The organism is Hyphobacterium sp., assembly GCF_965228115.1.
Classification (GTDB): Bacteria; Pseudomonadota; Alphaproteobacteria; order Caulobacterales; family Maricaulaceae; genus Hyphobacterium.
Map to the genome: position 1 here is coordinate 1,584,267 of NZ_OZ245794.1, position 25,769 is coordinate 1,610,035.

The 25,769-nt window shown below is 58.1% G+C and carries 24 protein-coding genes; 10 read left to right on the top strand and 14 right to left on the bottom strand.

From position 1 onward, the window contains the following. Positions 1 to 95 precede the first annotated feature (95 nt). The 9 genes from ACO079_RS08270 to ACO079_RS08310 form a co-directional block, all read right to left on the bottom strand. On the bottom strand, positions 96 to 785 hold the full coding sequence (locus ACO079_RS08270) for a carbonic anhydrase (protein WP_421789159.1): 690 nt from the start codon (positions 783 to 785) through the stop codon (positions 96 to 98). A gap of 29 nt (positions 786 to 814) precedes the next feature. After that, on the bottom strand, positions 815 to 2,020 hold the full coding sequence (locus tag ACO079_RS08275; protein ID WP_421789161.1) for a hypothetical protein: 1,206 nt from the start codon (positions 2,018 to 2,020) through the stop codon (positions 815 to 817). A gap of 23 nt (positions 2,021 to 2,043) precedes the next feature. Continuing rightward, complete coding sequence (locus tag ACO079_RS08280) at positions 2,044 to 2,877, bottom strand: peptidylprolyl isomerase (protein ID WP_421789163.1); 834 nt, start codon at positions 2,875 to 2,877, stop codon at positions 2,044 to 2,046. Then, positions 2,874 to 3,578: a respiratory nitrate reductase subunit gamma gene (gene narI, locus ACO079_RS08285; RefSeq protein ID WP_421789165.1), complete on the bottom strand. Its 705-nt coding sequence runs from the start codon at positions 3,576 to 3,578 to the stop codon at positions 2,874 to 2,876. Before narI ends, ACO079_RS08280 begins: the two co-directional genes overlap by 4 nt. Continuing rightward, complete coding sequence (gene narJ, locus ACO079_RS08290) at positions 3,575 to 4,273, bottom strand: nitrate reductase molybdenum cofactor assembly chaperone (protein ID WP_421789167.1); 699 nt, start codon at positions 4,271 to 4,273, stop codon at positions 3,575 to 3,577. Before narJ ends, narI begins: the two co-directional genes overlap by 4 nt. After that, complete coding sequence (narH, locus tag ACO079_RS08295) at positions 4,273 to 5,799, bottom strand: nitrate reductase subunit beta (RefSeq protein ID WP_421789169.1); 1,527 nt, start codon at positions 5,797 to 5,799, stop codon at positions 4,273 to 4,275. Before narH ends, narJ begins: the two co-directional genes overlap by 1 nt. Then, the gene (locus ACO079_RS08300; RefSeq protein ID WP_421789171.1) at positions 5,796 to 9,533 is read right to left on the bottom strand and encodes a nitrate reductase subunit alpha; all 3,738 of its coding nucleotides are present in this window, start codon (positions 9,531 to 9,533) and stop codon (positions 5,796 to 5,798) included. The genes narH and ACO079_RS08300 overlap by 4 nt, the downstream gene beginning before the upstream one ends. Before the next feature lie 12 nt (positions 9,534 to 9,545). Further along, positions 9,546 to 11,153 (bottom strand): antiporter, encoded by a 1,608-nt coding sequence (locus ACO079_RS08305; RefSeq protein WP_421789173.1) that lies wholly within the window; start codon positions 11,151 to 11,153, stop codon positions 9,546 to 9,548. A gap of 71 nt (positions 11,154 to 11,224) precedes the next feature. Next, entirely contained in the window at positions 11,225 to 12,550 is a 1,326-nt protein-coding gene (locus ACO079_RS08310; RefSeq protein WP_421789174.1) for an MFS transporter, read from the bottom strand. Positions 12,551 to 12,806: 256 nt separating this feature from the next. Between ACO079_RS08310 and ACO079_RS08315 the strand changes: the two genes are divergently transcribed. The 8 genes from ACO079_RS08315 (at position 12,807) to glp (ending at position 18,046) form a co-directional block, all read left to right on the top strand. Further along, positions 12,807 to 13,505, top strand: a complete 699-nt coding sequence (locus tag ACO079_RS08315; protein WP_421789176.1) for a helix-turn-helix domain-containing protein — start codon at positions 12,807 to 12,809, stop codon at positions 13,503 to 13,505. Continuing rightward, positions 13,489 to 14,040 (top strand): molybdenum cofactor guanylyltransferase, encoded by a 552-nt coding sequence (locus tag ACO079_RS08320; RefSeq protein ID WP_421789178.1) that lies wholly within the window; start codon positions 13,489 to 13,491, stop codon positions 14,038 to 14,040. The genes ACO079_RS08315 and ACO079_RS08320 overlap by 17 nt, the downstream gene beginning before the upstream one ends. Before the next feature lie 76 nt (positions 14,041 to 14,116). Next, positions 14,117 to 15,136 (top strand): GTP 3',8-cyclase MoaA, encoded by a 1,020-nt coding sequence (gene moaA / locus ACO079_RS08325; RefSeq protein ID WP_421789179.1) that lies wholly within the window; start codon positions 14,117 to 14,119, stop codon positions 15,134 to 15,136. A 3-nt stretch (positions 15,137 to 15,139) separates the two neighbouring features. Further along, the gene (locus tag ACO079_RS08330) at positions 15,140 to 15,397 is read left to right on the top strand and encodes a MoaD/ThiS family protein (RefSeq protein ID WP_421789181.1); all 258 of its coding nucleotides are present in this window, start codon (positions 15,140 to 15,142) and stop codon (positions 15,395 to 15,397) included. Beyond that, a complete protein-coding gene (locus tag ACO079_RS08335) occupies positions 15,397 to 15,855 on the top strand; it encodes a molybdenum cofactor biosynthesis protein MoaE (RefSeq protein ID WP_421789182.1) in 459 nt (152 codons plus the stop codon). Before ACO079_RS08330 ends, ACO079_RS08335 begins: the two co-directional genes overlap by 1 nt. Further along, the gene (locus ACO079_RS08340; RefSeq protein ID WP_421789184.1) at positions 15,852 to 16,367 is read left to right on the top strand and encodes a molybdenum cofactor synthesis domain-containing protein; all 516 of its coding nucleotides are present in this window, start codon (positions 15,852 to 15,854) and stop codon (positions 16,365 to 16,367) included. Before ACO079_RS08335 ends, ACO079_RS08340 begins: the two co-directional genes overlap by 4 nt. Next, positions 16,368 to 16,859, top strand: coding sequence for a cyclic pyranopterin monophosphate synthase MoaC (gene moaC / locus ACO079_RS08345; RefSeq protein ID WP_421789186.1), 492 nt, complete (start codon positions 16,368 to 16,370; stop codon positions 16,857 to 16,859). It abuts the gene before it with no gap. Further along, a complete protein-coding gene (gene glp / locus ACO079_RS08350; RefSeq protein WP_421789188.1) occupies positions 16,856 to 18,046 on the top strand; it encodes a gephyrin-like molybdotransferase Glp in 1,191 nt (396 codons plus the stop codon). The genes moaC and glp overlap by 4 nt, the downstream gene beginning before the upstream one ends. A 711-nt stretch (positions 18,047 to 18,757) precedes the next feature. Here the strand turns inward: glp and ACO079_RS08355 are convergent. Next, positions 18,758 to 18,976 carry a GDCCVxC domain-containing (seleno)protein gene (locus tag ACO079_RS08355; RefSeq protein WP_421789190.1) on the bottom strand — a complete coding sequence of 73 codons (219 nt, stop codon included), beginning with the start codon at positions 18,974 to 18,976 and terminating at the stop codon, positions 18,758 to 18,760. A gap of 292 nt (positions 18,977 to 19,268) precedes the next feature. On the opposite strand from ACO079_RS08355, the gene ACO079_RS08360 reads away from it, so the two are divergent. After that, complete coding sequence (locus ACO079_RS08360) at positions 19,269 to 19,520, top strand: MerR family DNA-binding protein (protein ID WP_421792933.1); 252 nt, start codon at positions 19,269 to 19,271, stop codon at positions 19,518 to 19,520. A 189-nt stretch (positions 19,521 to 19,709) separates the two neighbouring features. On the opposite strand, the gene ACO079_RS08365 is transcribed toward ACO079_RS08360, so the two are convergent. Together ACO079_RS08365 and ACO079_RS08370 are read right to left on the bottom strand one after the other, a co-directional pair. Then, positions 19,710 to 20,255, bottom strand: coding sequence for a PEMT/PEM2 family methyltransferase (locus tag ACO079_RS08365; protein ID WP_421789192.1), 546 nt, complete (start codon positions 20,253 to 20,255; stop codon positions 19,710 to 19,712). Between the two features lie 9 nt (positions 20,256 to 20,264). Then, on the bottom strand, positions 20,265 to 20,903 hold the full coding sequence (locus ACO079_RS08370; RefSeq protein WP_421789194.1) for a cation transporter: 639 nt from the start codon (positions 20,901 to 20,903) through the stop codon (positions 20,265 to 20,267). Positions 20,904 to 20,967: 64 nt separating this feature from the next. Between ACO079_RS08370 and ACO079_RS08375 the strand changes: the two genes are divergently transcribed. Further along, positions 20,968 to 21,405 carry a MerR family transcriptional regulator gene (locus ACO079_RS08375; protein WP_421789196.1) on the top strand — a complete coding sequence of 146 codons (438 nt, stop codon included), beginning with the start codon at positions 20,968 to 20,970 and terminating at the stop codon, positions 21,403 to 21,405. 31 nt (positions 21,406 to 21,436) lie between these two features. Here the strand turns inward: ACO079_RS08375 and ACO079_RS08380 are convergent, their stop codons facing one another. After that, positions 21,437 to 24,553, bottom strand: coding sequence for an efflux RND transporter permease subunit (locus tag ACO079_RS08380; protein ID WP_421792934.1), 3,117 nt, complete (start codon positions 24,551 to 24,553; stop codon positions 21,437 to 21,439). Further along, positions 24,537 to 25,769, bottom strand: a complete 1,233-nt coding sequence (locus ACO079_RS08385) for an efflux RND transporter periplasmic adaptor subunit (protein WP_421789197.1) — start codon at positions 25,767 to 25,769, stop codon at positions 24,537 to 24,539. Before ACO079_RS08385 ends, ACO079_RS08380 begins: the two co-directional genes overlap by 17 nt.

Consider the following 25,769-nt stretch of genomic DNA (forward strand, 5'->3'; position numbering starts at 1 on the left):
GTCCCGCCATTCCTCTAGCGCGATTTGCCGGGTCGCCTTGAACCGGTCACGGTGATCAACATCAACGGAAAAGATAGTGGCGGTGGAAGGGAAACCTAGTTCGAACTCGCATGACGGCAGGCGGCGCTGCATTCGTGCGCTTCGGCTCCCAGCCAGACCGACAACCGGTCGGGAAACTGCCGTGAGACCTGGTGCCGATTACGGACCGTGGTGCCAAGATTGCGGATCAAACCGTTACCGATGCCATAGATCCAGCCATGAATCGCCAGATCTTGCCCGGCAGACCACGCGTCATGCACGATCGGATTGCATGCGACAGATCGTACCTGTGCGGCGACATTGGCCACGCATAAGGCATCCAGCCGTTTCGACGGGTCGTTAATGCGCAACAGATGAGGTGCCATCTCGTCGGAAACGTCGCGGATCGGTTGCAGCCAGTGATCGAACAGCCCATGACGATCCCCGGACATGGCTGCAGCGATCCCACCGCAGCCATAATGCCCGCAGACAATGACGTGTTTCACTTTCAGATACTCGACCGCAAACTGCAGGACCGAGAGAAAATTCGCATCTTGAGCAGGCGCCAGATTGGCGACATTGCGGTGGACGAAAAGCTCGCCTGGATCGAGGCCGACAATATCGTTCGCCGGAACGCGGCTGTCCGAACAGCCAATCCAGAGATAATCGGGATGTTGCTGGCGGGAGAGCCGCTGGAAGAAGTCCGGATCATTCCGCGTCTTGGTTTCAGCCCATTCCAGATTGTTTTCCAGAAGATCCTCGATCATGGCGTTTCCGGCGGCCCGGCCTCCTCTCCTCAGCGCGTGAATGTCAATGCGATCCAGAATTTGTTCCGATCCGCCGGACCTCCGGCGGGACCGTTATAAAAAGCGCCCTTCAATTGCAGGACGACATGATCATTGAGCCGGCTGGTCGCCACGATATCGAATTCCGAGCCCAGCGATCCGCCGCCGTTTTCCGCCTCGAAATCATGGTAAAATGCACCGAAGGACAGTGTCCGGCCAAAGGGCGGGTCACTGACATTCCAGCCACCGCGGACATAGATGTCGCGCAGCCCGTTCGCTGGAGTGGCCAGAAAAACATCCGCCCAGCCCTGGAACGCATGCAGCGTCGCCAATGGCGTTGAAAAACCACGGCTGCCATCGCCTTCCAGATTTTCAATTCCAAGTCCCGCCGACCAGCCATTATGCGCAACATTGGCATTGGCGCGGAACAGGCCGAGATCAATGCTCAGCGGGTTGTTGGCGTAGTCGGTCTGATGCGCATATTCCAGCGCATAAGTGAAGGTGGGAGATCCATCCTGTGCGATCTCCCCCTGCCAACGCACGCCATAGGTCGCGGTCGACAATGCCATTACATCCTGATTGTCAATCAGATAGGCAAAGCCCGACAATCGCCCGGCCGACGCTGAATACTCCGCCGTCACAATATGCCCGTCCAGATCCCAGTCACCGGCAGGGTGATCATCACCGAGAATCCGGTGAACCCTGTCGAGATAGAGATAGTTGAGGGTCAAATTCTCAACCTGTTGCAGTGTCGCCCGGAAGGCATCGAATGTCTGTTCATTCTGGCGGAAGCCGACATTTCCCAGATAGCGCGCATCACCGAGGATTACGCGCTGCCGGCCCAGCGTCAGCGTGGTGCCTTCAAAGCCGGTATAGGCAATCTGGGCACGGTTCAGTTCGGTCGCTTCCGGATCTGCCACAACCGGATAGACGGTATTTCCGTTGGTCGTTGAATTGAAATCGTCGAGAAGATGCAGGACGTTTTCGCCCTCGATCAGAAAGCGGAAATCATGGCCTGGTCCGCTATCGATCCCGATGCGCGTGCGCAGGGTAAGGGCCTGTGCCGTCTCTGACAGACCGTCCTGATCGACTATTTCGGATCGCAATCGCGCATCCAGAATGAATTCCGGCTCGGCCCGTGCCGACCCGGTCCAAATCATGGCCAGCGCCAGTGCGGCACCTCCTGTCCAATTGGCTTTTGCTTTATTCAACTTCATGTTCGACTCCTCGCACCCGGCTACTATTGAACCAGCGGTGAAGACGCGCCTTTCAACGCCACACCGGTGACCCTGGCCTCGCCAATCACCAGTGAAATGAACTGCGACACCGCGCGCCGCCAGCTGGCATCGCGCAGAAATTCCTCGACCAACGGCCGAGCGGTTTCGAAGTCCGGCACGACCCCTTCCGCAATGTGGTCCAACCGGATGATGTGAAACCCGTAGGGCGTTTCCACAGGCCCAGAGCTGATCTCGCCTGGGGTCATATTGCTTATCGCCGCCTCGAATAGAGGCGTCGTCTGGCCGTTCGAAATCTGCCCCAGGCGTCCGCCCTCGCTGGCCGATGGACAGTCGGACCGGTCCCGGGCCATCCGCCCGAACTGGTCCGGCTTGTCTTTCAGTGCCGCGATCAGAGCCTCGGCCTCCTTGCGAGCGCGCATGTAGGCAAGGGCATCCCGCTTGTCGGCCTGCAACAATATGTGAGAAGCCTCGAACAGGTCCGGAGACCGGAACCGTTTCCGGTTTTTTTCGAAATAGCGCCGGCTGGAAGCTTCATCCGGCTCGGGCACGGATATTTTGGCCTCCAGCAATTGCCGGATCAAAGCGTCGTCCTCTGGCTCGCTGCGGCCCGACCCGTCCTTGACGGGTTGCGGTGTCAGATCGATGGCGCGCGCTTTTTGCAGAAGCGCCTCGCGGATGACCAGTGCTTCTGCTGCGGCTATCCAAGCCTTCTCAGGCCGGTCGGCCGTGTGGTTCTGGGCTTCGGTTGCGATGGCCTCGGCCGGAATGGTCTCGCCATTCACAGTGACGGGAACCGGCTCTTCAGGCGTGTTCGAAATCAGGGAGGCAGTGCTCATTTCGCGCTCCCCTTCGGCGCGCGGCGGCGCACGATCTGATATCCGCTGCGGAACACATAACGGACAGGGGCCGAGAACATGTGCACCAGCCTAGTGAATGGGAAGACGAGAAAGATCGTCAGCCCCAGGAAGATGTGCATCTTGAAGATCCAGTGAGCGTGAACAATGTGCTGTGCCGCATCAGCCTGGAAGGTGAATATGCCCTGCGCCCAGCTCATGAAGGTCACCATTTCATGGCCATCCAGATGGTTCACGGAAACGGCGATCGTGCCGAGGCCCAGCACCAGTTGCGCATAAAGCAGCAGCAATATGGCCATGTCGGCGAAGCTGGTGGTTGAACGGATACGCGCGTCGAACAGGCGGCGATGCAGGAGGAGGCTGGCACCAATCAGCGCCAGAACACCGGCAACACCACCAGCGATAATGGCCAGCAATTGCTTGGCACCATGGCTGATGCCCAGCGCGTCGAACACGGCAATCGGCGTCAGCAAACCGACAAGGTGGCCAAAGAAAATCACCAGCACACCGAGATGGAAGAGAACCGATCCCAGCACAAGCTGACGTCGGCGCAAGAGCTGGCTGGAGCCCGCCCGCCAGGTATAGGGCTCGCGGTCGTAGCGGATGATCGATCCGATCGCGAGAACCGACAGGCAGATATAGGGATAGATGCCAAACAGTGCGGTATGGAGGAAATCGATCATCCTGGTTCTCCATTGCCAGAGAGTTGGGGTGGGGGCGGTACCATGTCCGCCAGCATGTCCTTGGCGACCGGGCATCCGGCATTGGGATCAGGGCCGAAAACGACCTGTTCTTCTTCCCAGGCCTTGTCGAGCGCTTCGAGGCTCTGGTCCTCGGAAGCCGGCGTCTCGACAGCGGCATCCAGCGCGGCGTTGCGGTCAGCCAGACTGCCCAGCGCCCGGAAGACGCTGGCATAGATGCTGTCTCTTTTGCTCAGCCGGTCGGCCAGCGCATCGGTCACATGAACCGCTTCGCCCAGCAGAGCGCGGGCTTCGTCCAGCGCCTGCATCGACAGGAACTCCAGAAAGAGCGGCAGGAAGTCCGGCAATTCATTGGCGGCCGGCTCCAGACCGTGGCTTTCATAGAGCGCCTTGAGATTGACCATGGCCTGGCCGCGGTCCCGGCTTTCGCCGTGAACATGCTCGAACAGATGCAGCGATAATGACCGCGACCGGTCGAACAATTGCACATAGCGCTCCTGCAGATCGTAGAGATCACGCTCGGCCAGCTGGCCGGCCAGTTTTTCCAGCGCCCGGATCTGCCGAGCCGGGATAAGCGCCTCGCCCGCCAGAACAGGACCGAATTTAGGGGCGACCGCAGCGATCTCCTGTGTCGGATAATTGAGCAGGGCCGCCAGAACCTTGAATGTCCGTGTCATCAGCTTCTCTCCATCGGGGTGACCTGGGCACGCCGGCGAGACCCGCCGAACAGCGAGGCCTTGCTGGAACCATCCGAACAACCATTGCCGAAACTGAACCCGCATTCGCCGCGGATATCGAAGGCCTCCTCGGCTTCTTCCCGGTGGGAGGTCGGAATAACGAACCGGTCTTCATAGTTCGCGATCGCCATGATCTGGTACATGTCCTCGATCAGGGCCTGATCGAGCCCGACAGCCTCGGCAATCGAAGGATCGACCACGCCGTCCACGGTCTTGGCGCGCATATAGGCCCGCATTGCCAGCATCCGCTCCAGCGCCAGCGCCACCGGAGCTTCATCACCCGCAGTCAGCAAATTGGCGAGATAGCGCAACGGGATACGCAGCGAGCGTACATCGGGCATGCCATTGTCGGATTCAATAGCACCCGTCTCGGCCGCATTCTTGATCGGCGAGAGTGGCGGCACATACCAGACCATGGGCAGTGTCCGGTATTCCGGGTGCAGCGGGAACGCCACCTTCCAGTCAATCGCCATCTTGTAGACCGGCGATTGCTTGGCCTCCTCGATCCAGGCCTCGGGTACACCATCCTTGCGCGCCTGCTCCTGGATTTCGGGATCGTTCGGATCCAGGAAGATGTCGAGCTGGGCCTGATACAGGTCCTGCTCGTCCTCGGCAGAGGCCGCTTCCTCGATACGGTCGGCGTCATAGAGCATCACGCCGAGATAGCGGATGCGGCCGACACAGGTTTCCGAACAAACTGTCGGCTGGCCGACTTCGATCCGCGGATAGCAAAAGGTGCATTTCTCGGATTTGCCGCTGGACCAGTTGTAATAGATCTTCTTGTACGGGCAGCCGGACACGCACATACGCCAGCCGCGGCATTTCTCCTGGTCGATCAGGACAATGCCGTCCTCATCCCGCTTGTAGATCGCGCCCGACGGACAGGCCGCGGCACAGGTCGGGTTGAGGCAATGCTCGCACAGGCGCGGCAGATACATCATAAAGGTGTTTTCGAACTGGCCGTAAATCTCCTTCTGGACGCCCTCGAAATTGTAGTCTTCCGAGCGCTTGGAGAATTCACCGCCCAGGATCTCTTCCCAGTTCGGACCCCATTCGATCTTTTCCATCCGTTCGCCGGAAATAAGCGATCGCGGACGTGCCGTCGGGAAGGCCTTTGATTCCGGCGCACTTTGCAAATGCCCGTAGTCGAAAGTGAAAGGCTCGTAGTAATCGTCTATCTGCGGCAGGTCCGGATTGGCGAAAATCTTCGCCAGAATCCGCCATTTCGACCCCATTTTCGGGTGAAGGCTGCCATTCTTCGAGCGTTTCCAGCCACCATTCCAGCGGCCCTGGTTTTCCCAGTCCTTCGGATAGCCGACGCCGGGTTTTGTCTCGACATTGTTGAACCAGGCGTATTCAACGCCTTCGCGGCTGGTCCACACATTCTTGCAGGTTACCGAGCAGGTGTGACAGCCAATGCATTTGTCGAGGTTCAGGACTTTTCCGATTTGTGCGCGGATCTTCATTCTGCCGCCTCCATTGCATCGGCAGCCGGCCCTTCCAGCCAGTCGACCTTGTCCATCTTGCGGACGATCACGAACTCATCGCGGTTCGAACCGACCGTGCCGTAATAGTTGAAACCATAAGATTGCTGGGCGTAGCCGCCGATCATGTGGGTCGGCTTCAGCGTCGCCCGGGTCACCGAATTGTGGATGCCGCCGCGTTGCCCGGTCAGTTCCGAGCCCGGAACATTCACGATCTTTTCCTGGGCGTGGTACATGAACAGCGTACCCGGCTTGATGCGCTGGGACACCACAGCCCGAGCCACCAGGGCACCGTTGGAATTATACGCCTCGACCCAGTCATTATCGACAATGCCCGCGGCTTTCGCGTCATCTTCCGACAACCAGACAATCGGCCCGCCCCGCGACAGCGTCAGCATCAGAAGATTGTCGGTATAGGTGGAGTGGATGCCCCATTTCTGGTGCGGCGTGATGAAGTTCAGCACGACCTGCTGATTGCCATTCGGTTTGGAATCGATGACCGGGGCCACCGTCGCCGTATCAATCGGCGGCCGGTAGACACACAGCCCCTCCCCGAAAGCCAACATCCATTTATGGTCCTGGTAGAGCTGTTGGCGGCCTGTCAGGGTTCGCCAGGGAATGCGCTCATGCACATTCGTATAGCCAGCATTGTAGCAGACCTTCTCGCTCTCCAACCCGGACCAGGTCGGCGAGGAGATGATCTTGCGCGGTTGCGACACAACATCGTGGAAGCGGATTTTCTCGTCTTCCTTGGGCAAGGCGAGATGGGTGTGATCGCGGCCGGTATTCTTCGACAGCGCATCCCACGCCTTGACAGCCACTTCGCCATTTGTCTCTGGCGCAAGCATGAGAATCGTCTCGGCTGCATCGATCGCTGTCTCGATCTTCGGTCGGCCTTTCGACACGCCTTCCTCCAGCACCACACCATTCAGCGCGGCCAGGTTTTCGACCTCGTGTTCGGTGTTCCAGCTGATGCCCTTGCCGCCATTGCCCAGCGAATTCATCAGCGGGCCGAGTGAGGTGAATTTTCGGTAGAGGTCGGCATAATTTCGCTTGACCACCGTTATATTCGGCATGGTCTTGCCGGGCATTGCTTCGGTCTCGCCCTTGCGCCAGTCCTTTACATCAAACGGCTGGGCTATCTCGCCCGGCGTGTCATGCAGGATCGGCGTCAGGACGATATCGGTTTCTTCGCCCATTTCCTCGGGCGCGATATCCGACAGCTTCTTCGCCAGCCCCTTGAAGATGTCCCAGTCGCTGCGCGCTTCCCAGGCCGGGTCTACAGCCGCCGTCAGCGGATGGATGAAGGGGTGCATGTCCGATGTGTTGAGGTCGTTCTTCTCGTACCAGGTAGCGGTCGGCAGAACGATGTCGGAATAGACGCACGTCGTCGACATGCGGAAATCAATCGTCACCAGCAGGTCCAGCTTTCCTTCCGGCGCCTCTTCATGCCAGTCGACCTCGGACGGACGATGGTCAGCATCGGCTTCCTCGCTCATCACGCCATGGCGGGCACCGACAAGGTGTTTGAGGAAATATTCGTGCCCCTTGCCGGAAGAACCCAGCAGATTGGAGCGCCAGACAAACAGATTGCGTGGCCAGTTAGACGGATTATCAGGGTTCTCGCAGGACATGCGCAGATCGCCATTGATCAGGCTATCGACGACATATTCCTTGGGGTCCTTGCCGGCCGCTTCGGCAGCCTTTGTAATCTCGAACGGATTGGTCTGCAGCTGGGGCGCGGACGGCAGCCAGCCCATACGCTCGGCGCGGACATTCCAGTCGATCATCGCCCCCGACCAGTCACCTTCCGGTGCGGTGGGCGAGACGATCTCGGCCACATCCAGTGTCTCATAGCGCCACTGATCTGTGTGCGCATACCAGCAGGAGGTCGAGTTCTGGTGACGCGGCGGCCGGTTCCAGTCGAGCGCGAAGGCCAGCGGTTGCCAGCCGGTTTGCGGCCGCAGTTTTTCCTGTCCGACATAGTGCGCCCAGCCGCCACCGGACTGCCCAATACACCCGCACATCACCAGCAGATTGATGATGCCGCGATAGTTCATGTCCATGTGGTACCAATGGTTCAGACCGGCCCCGAGAATGACCATGGACTTGCCCTCGGTCTTCTCGGCATTGGTGGCGAAGGCCCGTGCCGTCGAGATAATTTTCTGACGGTCGACACCGGTGATCTGCTCAGCCCAGGCCGGCGTGTAGGGCTCGACCTCGTCATAGCTCTTGGCCAGATGATCACCGCCCAGGCCGCGGTCGAGGCCGTAATTGGCGCATAGAAGGTCGAACACGGTCACGACCAGCGCCTCGCCATCGGCCAGCTTCACCCGCCGGGCGGGCAGTTTGCGGCTCAGCAGATCCGGATGATCCGTGCCGGCAAAATGGTCATGGTGCTTGTTGCCGAAATACGGGAAGGCGACATCCACCGCCTCGTCATGGCGATCGTCCAGGATGAAGGAGAGCTCCAGCTCGACCTCGTCTCCCTTGCCATCCTTCTGCTCGAGATTCCACTTGCCGCTTTCACCCCAGCGGAAGCCGACCGAGCCTTGCGGCGCCACATAGCGTCCGCTCTTGCGGTCATAGGCAATTGTTTTCCATTCCGGATTATTGTCCTCGCCCAGCGCACCATCGAAATCCGACGCGCGCAGCAGCCGACCCGGCACCAGACGTCCGTCCTTTTCCTCCAGGCGGACAAGGTTGGGCATGTCGGTATTTTCGCGCGCATAACGTTCGAAATACGGGGCCTGCCGGTCAAGATGATATTCGCGCAGGATCACATGGCCCATTGCCATGGCCAGCGCGGCATCCGTGCCCTGTTTTGGGTTGAGCCAGATATCGCCGAACTTGGCGGCTTCCGAATAATCCGGGCAGATCACCGCGCTTTTCGTCCCGCGATAGCGCGCCTCGGTATAGAAGTGCGCGTCCGGCGTGCGGGTTTGCGGGACATTCGAGCCCCAGATCAGCAGAAATCCGGAATTATACCAGTCCGCTGATTCCGGAACGTCGGTCTGCTCGCCCCAGGTCTGCGGGCTGGCCGGCGGCAAATCGCAATACCAGTCATAGAATGACATGCAGACCCCGCCCAGCAGCGACAGATAGCGCGAACCGGCGGCATAGGAGACCATCGACATGGCCGGGATGGGCGAGAAACCGAATACCCGGTCCGGGCCATATTCCTTGGCGGTATAGGCATTCGCCGCAGCAATGATCTCATTGACCTCGTCCCAGGTCGCGCGGACGAAGCCGCCCGACCCGCGCTTTGAGACATAAGAGGCCCGCACTTTCGGGTCGGACTGGATGGACCGCCAGGCGGCCATCGGTGCCAGCGTTTCGCGTGCCTTGCGCCAAGCCTTCAGAAGGCGCGAACGGATCAGCGGGTATTTCAGGCGATTGCCCGAATACATGTACCAGGAATAGCTGGCCCCGCGCGAGCAGCCGCGCGGCTCGTGGTTAGGCAGGTCAGGCCGGGTCCGCGGATAATCCGTCTGCTGGGTTTCCCAAGTGACCAGCCCACCCTTCACATAGATCTTCCAACTGCAGGATCCGGTACAATTCACACCATGCGTCGAGCGGACAATTTTGTCGTGCTGCCAGCGCTTGCGGTAGGAGTCCTCCCATTGCCGGTCCTCGGTCGTGGTGATGCCATGCCCGTCGGAAAAGGTGTTGGTCTTACGCGTGAAAAACGTCAGGCGGTCAAGGAGGTGGCTCATAATATCAATCCTTTATGGGTTTTTCACATCGGCGCCGGGACGCAGGTAGAACCACCAGTTGATGGCGATGCAGATGGCGTAGAAAACAGCGAAACCGATCAGCGCGTATTCGGGCGTAGTGGCTCGGATCTGCTCGCCGAAAACCTGTGGAATAATGAAGGCGCCATAGGCAGCGACCGCTGAGGTCCAGCCCAGGACCGGGCCCGCCTGCTCACGGTCAAAAACGACGGCGATGGTGCGGAAAGTGGAGCCATTTCCGATGCCGGTCGCGGCAAACAGGATCAGGAAAAGGATCAGGAAAGGTGTGAAGTATTCTTCCGGCGTTGCTGAGCCATAGGCCTGTTTCATGAACCAGGCGACACCCAGTGCACATATGACCATGACGACCGAGATGATTTGCGTAACCAGTGCACCGCCGAATCGGTCAGCCAGCTTGCCGCCTATCGGGCGGATCAGCGCCCCGATAAACGGGCCTGTCCACGCGAACATCAACGCGCTCGGCCCGTTAGAGTTTACCGTGTCGTGGGTCATCACGCCATCGACTATCAGGTGCTGGAAGCCGAAGATGACTTTGATGGCGAGACCGAAGGCCGCAGCATATCCAATGAAGGATCCGAAGGTCATCGTATAGATCACCGTCATCGCCCAGGTGTGGTTGTTCCGGAAGATTTTGTACTGGTGATTGAGGCTTTTACGGATGGCGCCGGGAATAGCCTTCAGGGCGAAAACGGTGGCCGCGATCACAGCGGGTAAAACCAGCCATTTCGACACGCCCCAACCCGAACCACCGGTCTCGGCCGGCAGCATCAGCCACAGGCCAGCCGCTGCCGTGATCAGGCCGATGGCCAACATGCCGAGAATTTTGGCAAAAGCGGCTGGCGGCGAGCCGATATCCGGCGAGACATGCTCATCGCGGATATTGTTCATCCCGAACCACGCCGCGATCACAATCGGCACCAGGATCACCACCCAGATAAAGCCTGCATTGTGCAAGTAGGTTTCCGTGCCTGCGGGAATCCGCCCGATCAGCGTGCCGGACATATTCTCCAGCACCATTGGCGCGCCGCCGAAAATGCCAGCCGTCATCACCAACGGGATCAATATCTGCATGGTGGTGACGCCGAAATTTCCGAGACCGGCATTCATGCCGAGCGAATAGCCCTGAATCTTCTTCGGGAAAAAGAAGCTGATATTCGACATCGAGCTGGCAAAATTGCCCCCGCCAAAGCCGGACAGAAGTGCCATCAACTGAAACTTCCAGAGCGGTGTTTCTGGATCCAGTAGGAAGAATCCCGTGCCCGCTGCCGGAATGATCAATAGAGCTGTTGTCAGGAAGATGGTGTTCCGCCCGCCCGCCATCCGGATGAAGAAAGTAGACGGGATACGCAAGGTCGCGCCGGAAAGGCCAGCGATTGCGGCCAGGGTAAACAGTTCAGACTGGGTGAAATCAAAACCCAGATTGATCATCTGAACCGTAATTATCCCCCAATAGAGCCAGACCGCGAAACCGCAGAGCAGCGCCGGGATGGATATCCATAGGTTCCGGTTAGCAATTTTCTTGCCGGTGGATTCCCATTGCTCCGAATCTTCAGGGTTCCAGTCGTAGAGGTCTTTAGCCATTTTGGTTTCCTTGTATTTCAGGTGTGCCGTGGTAGCGCTGGCAGGGGATGACAGACCACCACGGCCCTGGCTCAGCTGGCCTTCGGCGCGGGGAGAGGCGCGTCAGGCACGTCGCTGAGATGGGTTTCATCAGCCAGTTGCGGGAATTTGCGGCGTTCCATCCGCCGAATGGCAACATGCATCCAGAGCGTGGAAACCAGCACGATGAGGAACATCAGCATGAAACAGCTGGTCCACACACCGGTGAGATCATTCATGATGCCGAAGCTGATCGGCAGCACGAAACCGCCCAACCCGCCAATCATGCCCACCAGACCGCCCACCGCGCCGACATGGTGCGGGTAATAGACCGGGATGTGCTTGTAGACGGCCGCCTTGCCAAGCGACATGACAAAGCCGAGACCAATAGTCAGAACGGCGAACGCAGTAACACCGATGCCAAAGCTAAATTCGATTGGTCCATCAATACCGCTGACGATGTAGCGTGTTTCCGGATAGCTGAGCACGAACAGGCAGATCAGAGAAATGATGAAGGTGAGGTACATCACGAAACGTGCCCCCCACTTGTCGGACATCCAGCCGCCGAGCGCGCGGAAAATGGAGGCCGGCAGAGAATAGGCTGCGGCCAGCATACCCGCCGACTGGAGGCTGAGATCATAGGCGCCGACATAATAGCGCGGCAGCCAAGAGGCGAGCGCCACAAACGCGCCGAAGACAAAGAAGTAATAGGTTGCGAAGCGCCAGACTTGCGGGTTTTTCAGCGGCTCCAGCTGCATCAGCGCTGAGGCGGGTTTGGCACCGGACTTCCGTTGCGCGACCAGAACCGGGTCATCCTTGGTAAAGACCCAGAAAATGATCGCCATAAGCACCAATACGCCGGCATATATTTGAGCCGTCATCTGCCAGCCAAACGCGACCACCAGAAATGGCGCGCCGAAATTGGTTACAGCCGCCCCCATATTGCCGACACCAAATATACCTAGCGCCGTTCCTTGGGATTTTGCTTCATACCATCGGGAGACGTAAGCGATACCGATGATGAAAGATCCGCCTGCCAAGCCGACGCCCAACGCTGCCAGAAGAAACAACGGGTAGCTGTCGGCCATGGACAGCAGAAACGCGGCAACAGCCGTTGTCACCATCTGGATCGGGAACATGATCCGACCGCCATATTGCTCGGTTAAGATGCCAAGAAATATGCGGCTGATGGATCCGGTCAGAACCGGGGTGGCGACCAGCAGGCCGAATTGCGTCTCGGAGAGTCCAAGTTCCTGTTTGATACGAACGCCGATAATTGAGAAGATCGTCCAAACCGCAAAGCAGACGGTAAAAGCCAGAAGGCTCATTCCCAGAGCCTGTCTTTGCCGACCGGGTGTGACGCCGTCGAGTGTGTGCATGATTGCCCCCAGATCGATACTGCTCACTTGAGCGAGTTGATAGGGGATTTATAGAAACCTTACTCAAGACAGGGAATTGCAATACTTGTCGCGCGTCAATGCAGCGCACATACAATTGTTGAATGGGAAAATTTTTATTTTCAATTTTCTACAAATCAATAAAGTATAGATAATTTATCAACACCTCACTTGATACAAATCAATTCGCGCGTTAACGGTGGAGGCATCATATTCTTGATGGGGCCAGAATTCCTTTATGCGCGATTCTGATAGAGACCTTGTTCGCAACCTACCGCTCTTCATGTCACTCGACGAAGCTGTTTTGGATGAGCTGCTGAAAGCGTCTTACGCACAACAATTTCCTTCCCATGTAGATCTGATCCGCGAGGGCGACCCGGCCGATTTTCTCCATATCGTTGTGGAGGGCAGTGTGGAGCTGTTCTCATCAAGCCATGACCGGGAAACATCAATGGCTATCGTATCGCCTGTCTCCACTTTCATTCTGGCAGCAACCATCAAGGACGCGCCATTCCTGATGTCTGCGCGAACGATCCAACCGTCCAAACTCGTGCTGATTCCGTCTGGCAATATCCGGCGTATTTTCGATAAAGACCCGGCTTTCGCACGGGCGATCGTTACCGAACTGGCGACCTGCTATCGGGGTGTCGTCAAATCCATGAAGAATCTCAAGCTGCGTACCTCGGTCGAGCGGGTCGGCAATTACATTCTACGCCTGCAGGACAAATCGGCGGGCAAGGAGCTGGTTGAACTGCCTTATGGAAAACGCAATCTTGCTTCCATTCTGGGCATGACACCGGAAAACCTCTCGCGCGCATTCGGAGCCTTACAATCTCACGGGATCCTGATGGATGGCGCGCGGATCGAGATTATCGATCGAAGCGCATTGGAAGCCATCGCAAAGCCGAACCGGTTAATTGATGACCCGGCCAGCTGATAAGCCATGGCTTGCCGGCATCATCCTGGCTGGAGGTCAATCCCGCCGCATGGGCGCCGATAAGGTTGAACTGGAATTTGATGGCCGCCGCTTGATCGACATCGCCCGATCGCTCTCGAGCAAAGCAGGGTGTGATGCGGTCTTTGTCAGTGGCCGGCCACAGGCGGAAAATGCGATTCCCGACAGCCAGTCCGGCAGCGGCCCGGCCCAGGCCATGCTGGACTGTCTGGACTTTCTGGGAAGCGCTTTCGAAGGTGCCCTCTTCCTGCCGGTCGACATGCCGCTGCTGCAGGCGGCCGATTTGACGGAATTGCTGGCCGGTCAGTCCGGGCATTGCCGGGCCTGGGAAAACCACCCCCTGCCGGTTTACATGCCGGCCGGGCTGTCCCTGCCGCCGCGGGACAAGGTGCATTCCATACGATCGCTGCTGGCGGCTCTGCCGGTGCAATGGCGAGATCTTCCGGAAGACCGGCTGGCCCGCTTCGCCAATCTCAATACCGCTGAGGAATTGACCGCAGCCCTCAAACTGCGTTGACCTGCGACCTCGCGTCGCTTGGCAAATGAACGGAATTGATGTTTGTCAAGCAAAGCAGCTTGGCGAGGAGTCCGTCATGGACCGCAATGTAGGGGTCAACCCCGCGCCCCCTTTGATCGACCGGTTCGGCCGGCAGATAACCTATCTCCGCCTGTCGGTGACGGATCGCTGCGATCTGCGCTGCGTCTATTGCATGAAAGCGCGGCCGGACTTCCTCCCGAAGGCCGATCTCCTCTCGCTCGAGGAGCTAACCATCCTCTGCGATGCCTTCATCGCCCGCGGCGTGACCAAGATCCGGCTGACCGGCGGCGAGCCGCTGGTGCGCAAGGATGTCCTGTCCCTGATCGAAAATCTGGGCACGCGGATCGGTCGGGCCGGGCTGAAGGAACTCTGCCTGACGACCAATGCAACCCAGCTGCCGCGCTTCGCAGATCGGCTCGCCGCCGCTGGCATCCAGCGCCTTAACATTTCGCTCGATACGCTGGATTCGGACGTCTACCGGCGACTGACCCGCGGCGGGGATGTCAATAACGCGCTGGCCGGTATCGCGGCCGCGAAAGCTGCCGGGCTGCAGGTCAAGATCAACGCCGTGGCCATGGCCAGCATCAATGAGGTCCACCTGCCCGAGCTGATCCGATGGGCCCATGGCGAGGGCCATGACGTGTCGCTGATCGAGGTGATGCCGGTGGGAGAAATCGGCGCTGACCGCTCGGCACAATTCCTCTCGCTGCGGGATGTGTGCGCGACCCTTTCCGACCGATGGACGCTGACCGATCTGCCCGACAATACCGGCGGACCAGCCCGCTATGTCAGGGTGGAAGACACGGGCGGCCGGCTCGGCTTCATCTCGCCGCTGACCGGCAATTTCTGTGACAGCTGCAATCGTGTCCGCGTGACCTGTACGGGGGAGCTTTTCACCTGCCTTGGCAAGAGCGGCCGCATCGACTTGCGTCACGCCCTTCGCAACGGAGGGCCGGCCGCGCTCGAGCACGCACTGGACGATGCCATGGCCGAGAAACCCTGGGGGCATGACTTTGATGTCTCGCCGGGGGCTGGCGCCGCCGTCGATCGCGACATGGCACGAACCGGGGGCTAGCGCATGCGGATTGAGCTCAAATTCTATGGCCCGATCCAGGACCGGATGGGCGGAGCGGGGCGCAGTGTCCAGATCGCGGAGCCGCCGGCGACCCTGGCCGATCTCATCCAACAGCTGGCGCAAACCTTTGAAGACAGCGCGATCCTGCAGGCGGATTACCTTCGGATCGCGGTCAATGACCAGCTTGTGAGCCGCCATGACAGGCTCGATCTCGCCGACGGCGACCGTATCGCTTTTCTCTCACCTTTTTCGGGTGGCTGATGGCGAATCTCCATGTGCATCTGACGGGCGAACGCCTCGATATTCCTGCACTCGACAGAGCGCTGCCGGACAATCTGTCCGTTGGCGGCATCGCCAGCTTTACCGGCCGGGTCCGCAAGTCTGAGGATCTGACCGCGTTGGAACTCCAGCATCACCCGGTCATGACCGAGCCAGCGCTCCGAAGCATTGGCGAATCCGCCCTCGACCGCTTCTCTTTGACCGCTCTGCTGATCGCGCACCGCCACGGGCGAATGCCGCCCGGAGAACCGATCGTACACATCATCGCGCAAGCCCCGCATCGCCGTGCCGCGCTGGATGCGGTGGCGTTCACGATCGACGTGCTCAAGACCGAAGCCCCGTTCTGGAAACGGGAATGGCGCGGTGACAGCGCCGTCTGGATCGAGCCGACATCCACCGATCATCGCGAGGCAAACCAATGGCTGGAGACGGGAACATGACCACCATTCCGGAATCGGTCGGGTTTGCGGTGATGACCGTATCCGACACGCGCGACACCCGGACCGACAAGACCGGCCCCTGGCTGCGCGAACAGATAGAGGCCGAGGGCCACACCGTTATCGATCATGCGATCGTCCATGACGAAGTCCCCGACATCCAGGCAAAGCTCAAGGACTGGATCGCGCAACCCGCCATTCATGCTATCATCACAACCGGTGGCACCGGCCTGACCGGCCGCGATGTAACGCCGGAAGCCGTGCGGCCACTGTTCGACAAGGAGATGGACGGGTTTGCTGCGGTTTTCCACCAAGTGAGCTTCAAGTCGGTGGGCGTCTCCACCATCCAGTCCCGCGCCATCGCCGGCATCGGCGGCGGCACCTATGTGTTCGCGATTCCGGGCTCCTCGGGCGGTTGCCGCGACGCCTGGAATTATATCCTGCGCGACGAGTTCGACCGCACCCACCGGCCCTGCAATCTGGTCGAGCTCCTCCCGCGACTGACGGAGACCTAGATGTCGAAAAAATTGACGCATCAGGACGAGCAGGGCCGGGTTCGCATGGTCGATGTCGGCGAAAAGGCCTCAACCGAAAGGCAGGCGACTGCCGGCGCTCATATCGCGATGTCGCCCGCGGCCTTCGAGGCCATCCGCAGCGGCCAGGGCCCGAAGGGCAATGCCATTCACACCGCCGAACTGGCGGGCATCATGGCCGCGAAGCGGACCACTTCGCTGATCCCCTTGTGCCACCCCCTGCCGCTAAGCTCGGTCCGGGTCAGCATCGAACCGGATTCCGCCGGGACCGGGTTCGATATCCGGGCGGCGGTCCGATGCAGTGGAAAAACGGGCGTCGAGATGGAGGCGTTGACGGCTGCATCCATTGCCGCTCTGACGCTCTACGACATGACCAAAGCCATCGACAAGGCGATGACAATTTCGCGGCTTGAATTGCTTAAAAAAACCGGCGGTACGTCCGGCGACTACCGGCGAAAGGACGCGAGCAGATGATATCGCTTGACGAAGCCTTGGAAATAATCGCTGCGAAGGTCCGCCCGCTGACCAGTGAGAGTATCGACATCATTGGCGCGCGCGAACGCATTCTGCACAATCCCGTTAAAGCACTGCGGACTCAACCTCCTTTTAATGCTTCTGCCATGGACGGTTACGCTGTGCGATCGGCCGATCTAACTGGCAAACCCGTGACTCTTTCCATCACGGGTGAATCGGCAGCCGGTCATGCTAGCCAGCGGCCGATCGAGAAGGACGAATGTTCGCGGATTTCGACCGGAGCGGTCATGCCGGACGGCGCCGACCAAGTGGTCATTCAGGAAAACTGTACGCGCAACGGCAACTCGATAATGACCGCACAGGCAGCAGAACCCGGAAAGCACATCCGTGTCGCCGGTATCGATTTCGAAGCGGGGTCAGAGTTACTTGCAAAAGGTATGCGGCTAACACCCGCAGCAATCTCTCTCGCGGTAAGCGCCGGCATTGGCCAGATTTTGGTCAGTAAACAGCCACGCGTCGGCATCCTTTCGTCCGGCAATGAACTGGTTGAGCCCGGCGCAAAGACCGCACCCGGACAGATTATCAATTCACTGGGTCCCGGCCTGTCAGCCCTCGTGGAACAGTGGGGCGGCATCCCGGTCTATCTGGGTATCGCACGTGACGATGCGGAAGATGTCCGTGCCAAGCTAGCGCAAGCAACGGATGTCGATCTCCTCGTCACGATTGGGGGTGCATCGGTTGGCGATCATGACCATCTCCGGCGTGTATTTGGTGAAATGGGCGGAAAATTATGGTTTGAGAAAATTGCCATCAAACCGGGGAAGCCAACCTGGTTCGGCGCGCTTAGCGAAACACGTGTGCTTGGCCTGCCGGGCAATCCGGTATCCGCCATGGTAATGGCACAGCTCTGCCTGAAACCGCTCTTGAATGGAATGCTGGGCCGCTCGAGCTGCGTATCATTCCACAGCGCCGCATTAGCCACAAACCTGCCACCGAATGGACCGCGCGAGAATATGTTACGTGCACGGTTGGACGAAAAATCGAAGACGATACGCGCGGTGAGCAATCAGGATTCATCCGCCCTGTCCGGCCTGGCATCCGCGAACGCGCTGATCCGTCGCTTGCCGAATGCGGTCGCGGCGGCAGTCGGTGATCAAGTCTCGTATTTGTGCCTGGATGATATGTGATGCCGGTCCTGGGGGTGCTGTCAGACGAAAGCGAAGCGGTCTGGGTTTTCCAGCACAGGCGTCTTTAGGCAGCCAGACCCCGCCATTCTTCCGGAACGGCTTGCCGGTTCTCCTTGAACCGGTCGCGGCAATCAACGTCGACTGAAGGATAGTGGCGGTGGATGGGAAACGAAAATCGAAATGACGGTAAGAATGCAATGTTAACCTGGTTGATCGTGTCATCAGTTCAGTGTCCGCAAGACCAATTTTTCACCGGCCGACTATTGAATTTCTCGCAAGAGAAGCGCCACGTGTGATGAAGTCCCGGTCGCAGCGCTCAACCAATTTCCTGGAAACGGTCCAACATTCGCCCACGCATGGATATTTTCAAACGCACTTTCGGGCGTCCCCTTCTATGAATATAGTCGGTCAACAGGGCCGAGATCTTGAACAGCGACCGATGCATGGTTACGGTTAGAACAAATCACGCTGCAATGCTGTCAGGCGAACGATAAATAGTCCCGCATGACAGGGGCTTTTCTTATCAAGCGACGAGTTGAAGCTACAAAGAGGTCAAAGGGCAATTATATATAACTCTCTCATTGCATAGAAAGTATACGTTTCAGATTGAACCGCTATCCAATCGATCGATTATTAGAAAAAAATAGATTAATTGAAATTGTTTTCCTGAAATCACCGTACGCCTACAAAAAATGGTGAAGCGCTATTCCTTTACTGCCCACAACATACATTGCTTTCTTGGATTGGTGGACACGGGACTGTTCCATAGGAGCAGAAGACGCAGCAATCGCCTGACTTCGGCTTCAGAAGCGTGTCGCACGACGGACAGTCTAAAAAGAACTGGCAGGCGTTGGTCGGCATCTCCAGGTCGGCGTGCACATAGCCACATTGCGGACAGGTGAGCGTTGATTTGATTTGGATATCAGCCATTGGATTTAAAGGAACGCTCCCGTCGATCGATTGAGCCAATCGGTCCTGGACACTCGTGATCGCGGATACCACACCCGGCGATACGTCCGATCAAGATCGGTATTGCGCGCATCTCGCAGCCGGGGGTTCCGAAGGCGGCAGCCAGGAGGAAGGACCCTCCGAAATGCAGATAGACATACAAGTTGAGCCAAAAGACGCTCGACCAAAGAGTAGAGTTCACCCGCTCGCCGGTTGACTGCAAGCCGACAACCGCGGCGCCGCTGCCAAGCTGCTGGACAGCAATATCGAAACGATCCGGTATTATGAAAACATCGGCCTAGTTGCCGCGTCCACGCGCTCGAAAGCAGGTCACCGGCTCTATACGCAGGCCGACATTGAACGCTTGCGGTTTGCTTTTCGGCTGCGACAGCTGGGCTTTGCACTCGCGGAAGTGAGGGAGCTGCTGACCATGACTGAAAGCCAATCATATTCCTGCAAACAGGTCGCGGAAATTGCAGAAAACCACCTGTTTCACATCCACCAAAAGATCGACGACCTAAAGTAGCTCGCTACATCTCTGGAAGAAATCACGGGCCAGTGCGAGCGAACAGACAAGCCAGATTGCGCGTTGGTTTTGTCGCTGAAGTCGTCAAAAACCGCACTAAACTAACTCGCCTGGAAACGCTCTACTCCATCGGCGAACCAATCTGAGCGAATACGCACCCAGCGGCACGATCCAGTGGTTCGCGTTGGACTACCAGTATCTCCGCACAGTTTCAGTGTATTGCTCGAACCTATCTCCGAAGGTTCGGCTCATGTGAGGCTCTTCGACCCAGGTGATGAACACATGGATGATTATCAAGAACGAGATTGCCGACAGAAGCGCGAATGTTGATCCGGCGGCCACCGCGCTGCCGACGAACATGGCCCCATAGCCCACATACTGAGGGTTGCGAGTGTGTTGATAGATCCCGTGTTGGATTAGTTCGTCTTCGAGCAGACCATAAACGCGCTCCTGAGAACCATAGGCGTAGCGTCCGAGAAAGATGACAATTGCGCCGCCAAGAAAGAGTGCGCTGCCCAGTGCAAGCGAGATCAGGTTCGGTTGGAACAAGCTGCCGCGATCGAGCCATGCGAGAGCAATCGTCGCGAGAAAATGCCCATGCATAATGAGGCCAGAGAAAAACGCTGTTGGCCGAGACCATTTCCCGAGGCGTTGAAAGTCTGCACGGGCTTGCAACGTGAACGGCACGGCGAGCACGGCGTTGATGATGACATACCCCACGACGATCATAAGCATTGGTGACATCTACGCGTCTCCGGCTTCAGCGATAGCGTGGTTGTGGCTTCGCAGCTCAGCGAGCGCCTGAGTGCAGATCAACCAAGCCGAGCGCGTGAAGAGCGCAGCCAATGCGAAGGCCAGAACAAGATCGGGCCATGCACTTCCGGTGAGGGCGACAAGGCCACCAGCGATCATGACACCGATATTGCCAATCGCGTCGTTGCGGGAGCAAAGCCACACCGAACGCACGTTCGCGTCTCCATCCCTCCATTTCAGGAGGATCAGGACGCTGGCGACATTGGCCAGAAGGGCAACGAATCCGACGATGCCCATGGTTTCGGCAATCGGCGGCTCGCCGGACAGGGTGCGCATCAAGGTCATGCCGAGTACGGAGATCGCAATAACGACCAAGAGGCCGCCTTTGAACAGCGCGGCCCGAGCACGCAGCGCCAGGCTCGAACCGATCACCAGTAGGCTGATGGTATAAGTCATTGTGTCACCGGCGAAGTCGAGGGCGTCGGCTTTAAGGGCTTGTGAGCCGGAGGCGAACCCAGCTGTAATCTCGACGGCAAACATCACCAGATTGATGAAAATGACGGCCCAGAGGGCGCGACGATACGCAACTGATGCGCCGTCGAATTTTTGGTCGTTTGAGCGGCAACTCATTTTCTTGACTCCTACCTTTGATTTGGAGTCTAATTTCTACAGTGACTGTAGAAGCAAGCGAAAAATGACAATTGAATTCAGTATCGGCAGAGCAGCGGAAATATCCGGCGTCAAAGTGACGACTATCCGCTATTATGAGAGCGTTGGACTGATGCCGGAACCCATGCGGGTAGAAAGCGGTCGCCGGGTTTACGATCAAACGTCAGTAGATTTACTTGGGTTTATCCGGCATGCGCGTGACCTCGGTTTTTCGATCGAGGCGATACGTGACCTGATCGATCTGCAGGAGAATCCAGGCACCGATTGTGCCCGAGCCGATGAGTTGGCTCGCCGGCACCTTGCGGCGACACAGAAGCGGATCGAACAGCTGCGCATTCTCGAACGAGAACTAAAACGCATGATCGACGGGTGTGCAGGCGGCAGAGTGGGCAGCTGCGAGGTCGTCACGAGCCTGTTCGATCATTCGCGGTGCCTGTCCGGGCACAAAGTTGGCCTGAATTGACGGCGACCGAGGCCGCCGTCATTTCATCTCGCTAGCGTCTAGGCGCGAACCATTTGTACACAGCAGGAATCACAAGCAACGTCAAAATGGTTGAGGTTGCCAGCCCGCCAATAACCACAGCGGCCAAGGGACGCTGAACCTCAGGCCCGATACCGGAAGCAAAGAGCAACGGCATCAGGCCAAGCCCAGTCGTCGTTGCCGTCATTAGAACTGGTTGGGCCCGTCGCGCTGCTGCCTCGACGCTGAAAACGTCGATGTCAGTGCGCTCTCTGGCGAAACGATCCAGAAAGGATACGAGCACCATCCCGTTCCCAAGAGCAATTCCGAACAGAGCGATGAAGCCAACCGATGCTGGCACTGACAGATTTTGTCCTGTCAGCCAAAGGGCAATGACGCCGCCTACCAGTGCGAGCGGAATATTGGCCAAAATCAAGAGTGCGCTTTTCAGCCTTCCGAAGCTGAACAAGAGCAAGAGGAAAACGATGCCCAGCGTCACCGGGATGACGATTGCGAATCGTGCGTTAGCCTGTTGTTGCAACTCAAATTGACCACCCCATTCAACGAAATACCCTGGTGGAAGCTCAATTTGAGACGCCACGGCATCCTGCCCCTCACGAACGAAAGTACCAATGTCGCGATCACGCACATTGGTTTGAACGGTGATGTAACGCTGACCGTTTTCACGTGTGATCTGCCGCGGTCCTTCAATGCGTTCGACGGCTGCCACCTGGCTTAGGGGGATCACCTCTCCACCCGGCCCGTTGATGATGATTCGGCTGATACGCTCTGCATTGAGTCGGTCAGCTTCACGGTAGCGGACGATGATGTCGAAGCGACGAACCCCTTCGAACACCTGCCCGGCTTCGCTACCTCCCACCGCCGTGCGGACCACTGACAACACGTCCTCAACATTGAGGCCGAAACGACTGATCGCTTCGCGATCAACGGTGATCCGCATTTGAGGTGCACCCGTCATTTGATCGGTTTGTACGTCAGCGGCTCCGTCAATTGAGCGAATGACTTCGGCGATCTCGCCGGCATAGGCCTCGAGAACGTTTGCATCTTCGCCGAACAGTTTGATCGCGAGATCAGCCTTGGTTCCGGTCAGCAGCTCGTCTGTTGCCGCGGCAATGGGCTGAGTGAAGTTAAAGCGAGCGCCCGCGAAGTCTTCAAAATGCTCGCTCATCAGGGATAGCAAATCGGCTTGGTTGGATGCGGACGTCCATTGGCTTCGCGGACGAAGGGCAACAAATGCTTCGGCACTGTTAACCGGGTCAGCATGGGCTCCGACTTCGCCACGGCCAACACGCGTAACGACGCGTTCAACTTCGGGAAAATCGTTCAACAATTGCTGTTCGAAGCGGGTCACGGTTTCTCTGGCCTCGGGCAAAGCAATGGACGGCGCCATTGTAAGCCTGACCAGGAGGTCACCCTCATTCATTCGCGGTGTGAACTCCGAGCCGAGACGCGGAAAGACGATGGCTCCAGCGAGCAGTATTGCTGCCGCCAATCCGAGCGCTATTGACCTGTGCTCCACGAAGTACCGTACGACGGGGCCAAATCTACTTTCGTAGAACCCGGTCGTGTCATTTTCGCGGTCGTTTTTCGCGGCATTGGCGCGCAATCCAGCAGCAGATGCAGCAGGGGCCAAGAACACAGCAAATACTAGCGAGCCCATCATGGCAAAAACGACCGCAAAGGCCAGCGGTCTGAATGTACGTCCCTCCACGCCTTGAAGCGTAAGGATGGGGACGAACACGACCATGACAATCAGAATGGCGAAGATCAGCGGTTGGAGAACCTCGGCGCAGGCTATAGCTACGACTCGGAGCTTGCTGTCGTCGCCGTTTGCAGCGGCAAGCGCTCGGTTCGCATTTTCGACGATCACCACAGCACCGTCGACCATCATGCCGATGGCAATGGCAATGCCACCCAGCGACATCAGATTTGCTGAGACCCCGAACAATTGCATCGCGACCAGAGCGAACGCGACCGAAAACGGAATGGACGCGACAACGATCAAGCTCGGCCTCCACCCTCTAAGGAAGAGAAAGAGGACGACGGCAACGAGTAGCGCGCCCTGCCATAGCGCTGTTGTCATTGTCGAGACCGCCGCATTGACCAGCTCCGACTGGTCATAATACGGCACCGCACGCACGCCGGGCGGCAGGGCGGCGTTGATACGCTCCATGCGTTCGTGCACCAACGAAATGACTTCGTTGGTATTGGCACCCATGAGCTTGAGAACCAGACCGGCGACGATTTCGCCTGTGCCGTTCATCGTTGCCAAGCCTTGTCGGGGAGCCCCTCCAATCTCAACATTGGCGACATCACGAATGCGGATAGGAATGGAATCTTCAACGGCGACGACGATGTCAGCAAGGTCGTGAACACCGCTGGCGAGTCCGACCGCGCGGACCGTGTATTGTTCGCTATTCTCGACGAGGAATTGAGCGCCGGCGTTGGCATTATTGGTTTCTACCGCGGAGATGATGTCCGCGATCGAAAGCTGATATCGGAGCAACGCTTCGGGCAGCACGTTGATCTGATATTGTTGTTCATACCCTCCAAGCGAGAGGATTTCCGTCACGCCTCTTACGGTCTGCAGGTCGAATTTTACTTGCCAATCCTGCAACGTCCTGAGCGCAACGCCATCAAGCGTTTCGTCGCTTGTTTCGAGAAAATAGAACAGGATCTGTCCCAATCCGGTCGTGATCGGCCCCATTTGCGGATCACCGAACCCGCCGGGTATTTCCTCGCGCGCCAACTGCAGGCGTTCGCCAACAAGCTGGCGTGCCCAATAGATGTCCACACCGTCCTCGAAGTAGATATTCACCACGGAGAGGCCGAAATTCGAGGTAGACCGGACTTCTCGGAGGCGAGGAAGGCCGTTCATTGAGGTTTCGATCGGGAAGGTCACATAACGTTCAACTTCTTCAGGCGCGAGACCTTCTGTCTCGGTGAAAACTTGAACCAGTGTCGGCGTCACGTCCGGGAAAGCATCGACAGGCATCGAACGGAAAGTCCAAACCCCTGCGACGACGACGAGCACGAACGCCAAGGCAGCCAATAGTTTGCCGCCGGATACACGTTTGAGAAACAGGGACATGGCCGAAGACGGGTTCGATTGATTAGTGGGCGTGACCATCATCAAACTCCTCTTTTTGTAGTTCCGCTTTCAGTGTGAAGGTGCCGCTGACGGCAATGGGTTCACCGTGCTGGAGGCCGGATAGAATTTCCGCGTACGTATCAGTGCGCTCGCCGATGCTGACCGTGCGGACGTCAAAGCCCTCATCGGTGCGAACAAACACCACCTGCTCGCCATCAATCGTCTGAAGCGCGGAAACCGGCACACGGAGTACAGGCCGCGTGTTTGCCGCAGCCGCCTCTACGGTCACAAAGGTTCCAGGTCGTAACCTGTCGCCAATGTCATCGACGATGATGCGTGCTCGCCCGGTTCTCGTCCGCTCGCCAAGCTGCGGACTTATGAAAGCAATTGTTGAATCAATCGGCAGCCCACCATCGGAAGGAGCGATCGTTACCGCGGCTCCAGCGCGCAGCCTGCCAAGGTCTGCGCCGTAGACTGCAGCGTCGATCCACACCGAACGGGTGTCGGCGATGATGAAGGCGGGTGGCTGCGAACCTTCTTCAACCACCTCACCCAGGACGGCGTGGCGTTCGATGATTGTCCCGGAAATCGGTGCCGTCACTTCATACTGCGTGAGCGGTCGATCCGTTGGCGTGCCAAGATTGGCACGTTGAGTATGGGAAATTCCCAGAGCATCGAGCTGTTGGCTGATATTGCGTACAAGTATGCGCGCTTCTTCGAGCGCTTGTTGCGCTTGCAGGAAGTCCTGTTCCGCGGAAATCTGACGCTCCCAGAGTCGTTCTTCGCGATCAAAGGACCGCTGCGCGAGATTGAGCCGAGTGCGAGCCGCCAGATAATCAGCGATTGTATTCGCCAGTTCCCGACTATCGAGCACAGCAAGGATATCACCCGCTTGAACGAGATCGCCTTCGGTGACTTCGACTGAACGTACGATGCCGGAAACGCGCGGCGTCACGTGTGCCAACCGGTCACGGTTAAAGCCGACTTCTCCTGGAAGTTCGATGATGCCTGCTACGACGCCCAGATCGGTCGGCTCGACAGAGATTCCAAGCTCGTCGATCTGCGCTTGGGTCAGGTGAAGCGATGCGGTTTCGGCATGCTCGTCATGACCGTCTCCCCCGCCTTCATGTGTGTCAGCTTCGGATGGTTGCACCGCCGCGGCGTTTTCCGACGCCGCGTCGTCTCCCGGAAGGCACCCGGATAGGAATATGGAGATCAGGCCGATTGCAAGAATTGCTTTGAGTGAATGTCTCAT